This window comes from Enterobacter cloacae complex sp. GF14B, from assembly GCF_004136805.1.
In the GTDB taxonomy this organism is placed as follows: domain Bacteria; phylum Pseudomonadota; class Gammaproteobacteria; order Enterobacterales; family Enterobacteriaceae; genus Enterobacter; species Enterobacter hormaechei_C.
Map to the genome: position 1 here is coordinate 1 of NZ_QFRV01000196.1, position 2,415 is coordinate 2,415.

General features: G+C 37.6%; 2 protein-coding genes. Both read left to right on the plus strand.

Annotated features, from left to right (window positions below):
• On the plus strand, window positions 1–1,355 hold a 1,355-nt coding region (locus DD606_RS24585; RefSeq protein WP_172745117.1), incomplete at its 5' end, for a glycoside hydrolase family protein.
• A complete protein-coding gene (locus DD606_RS24590) occupies window positions 1,356–2,207 on the plus strand; it encodes a hypothetical protein (RefSeq protein ID WP_063855879.1) in 852 nt (283 codons plus the stop codon).
• Window positions 2,208–2,415: the final 208 nt, after the last annotated feature.

Here is a 2,415-nt window from a genome sequence, read left to right on the forward strand (position 1 = left end):
GGCAGGCGCTGGCGGTACGTGATCCGCTGGTGAAAAATGTGGTGAACCGTCTGGTGGTGAAACATCACAGCGAATGGAGTAAAGGCCGTTCGACGGGGCGCTGGGAAGGGTTTTATCAGGATCTGGACCCACTGGAAGTAAAGTACTGCGAGAAATGGCAGGCGGATCTGGAGTGGATGAGCAGGGTGCCGCCGTTTGATAAGGATGAGGCGGTATGGCATTTTCATCCGGTGGTGTTTTTGGATGCGATTGAGCATGAGCTTGATAAGCAGGTAATTTTTCCGCTAACCGTGAAGCCGGAAAACGATCCCGGGCATATATGGTCTCATTATGACTGGAGAAATATGCATCAGTCTAACATGGCTGCATATGGAACCAATCGTAATGGAGGGGCCAGAAAGCACGCTGCACGTGATTTGTATACTAAACCTTATGAAAAAGTGGTAGCAATCTGTGATGGCAAAGTTCTTGGTACAAATCCTTTCTATGATGGAACCAATGAGATTTCTATTTTTCATACAACAACAGATGGACGTAAATTTATTGTTAGATATGGGGAGCTTGATCCACCGAGTATTAAAGTAAAAATTGGGGATGAAGTAAAACAAGGACAACATATAGGTAATACAGGGAAACTTATAAATCCGAAAACCAATCGACCAAGGTTGAAATTAGGAAATGTCATTGTTTATATGCTCCATCTTGAATTATATACTAGCAAAGTCTCTTGTAGTATTAATCCTCCACTTACAGACAAAACAAAGCCTCCATTTTTAAGGCGTAGTGATTTGGTTGATCCTATTGAAATTTTGTCGGAAGGGTATGCTAATACATTTAATAATAGTACCTCGAAGGAAGAACGTCTGGATACAACAACACTACATACATCAGAAAATGGTAAGATATTTATAAAAGGATGGGAATCATTACGCCTTAACGCTTATAATGACTCGCACGGACATTGCACTATAGGATATGGTCATTTAATAGACAGCAAAAGATGTGAGAATATTTCATTGCCAACTGAGTATCAAGGCGGAATCACTCAAAGTAAAGCAAATGAAATATTTGATATTGATTTGGTTAGATTTGAAAATGGTGTCAAAAGAAATATTAATGTTGATTTATATCAATATGAGTTTGACGCACTTGTTAGTTTGTTATTTAACTGTGGGGAATTTTTCTTTTCATCTAACGGGGCTCCGAATTTATTGAGGTTAATAAATTCAGAAAACTATGAATCTGCGGCTGATGAATTCATGGATATAACAAATGGTGGCGACCCCGGCCTTGTGAAAAGACGGTTATCTGAAAGGAACTTATTTGTAAACAATGTTTATGATTCTAAGGATTAAATGCGACGTAAATCTATTATGAATAAATTTATATTAGTTCTGCCATTGGTGTTTGCTTCATTTTTTTTAAATGCTAAAACCGTTCCTGTCGTGACGGATATATTATCACCGAATAATTCTACGTCTTGGGTGAGTTATCTGATCTCCGAGCCTATTATTCCTGGAGGAGAAGATGTTACTAAGGATTCAATTGATGTTATTTTTAAAGGGAACAACATTGTTATTGATAACACTAATGTCTCTATCGGCAATATTTGCAAATATGAATACAGTAAGGAAAGTATATCTCCTCTGGAATACTGGCATAGTGAAAAAACAGTTGATTTATATAAAAAGTTCCTTTCTGCTTATAACATTAAGCTAGGAGGTAAATTAAACTTAATTACTCCGATAAATCCTTCTGTTAAATGTGATTATCCGTTTTCTTATTTTATTGAGGTTGATGGTTCATTAGTTTTTATTCTTAATAATAGAGCAATTATTTATTCTCACAATAATAAAAATGATGATGTTCCCAATTCTGTATGTATACATAAAGAACAACCACTGGAGAAAATATTTGAAAATGGTGATATTGATGAGTGTTTTTATAAAAATAAAAATATTTTGAGTTCTTATCAAAAATATAGAGATAGTTTAACTAATGATAACAAAAAATATCTCCAGGAAAATATAGAGTTAAATAAAAATTTCTCCATGAAATGTGATAACGGATGTATTACCGTTATCTATAAATGGGACGGGCCAGATCATCTTACCATTTCGCAGCAGTTTGATGGTGGTGAAACAGAGATTTCCTTCAGTAAAGAAGTTCAGGGTTGTCGAGTCGTGACTAAGTCGCTTCCCGATTAATTTTATTTGCTAAATCCGCTGGAAAATTGCGCGAAGGTTATGGTTTGAGAGAGCCAGCCTCAGCCAGATCCCGGTTTCCCTGGCAGAGCAACAGCAGGATGGACCTTCAGTAATACCTGCGCAGCGGCGCGGACGTTTCTCACGCTAAGGAGTGCCTGTGAAAATCTGTTACCCCATCAGAAACACCAGCGGCCAGGAGTTCCGCTCG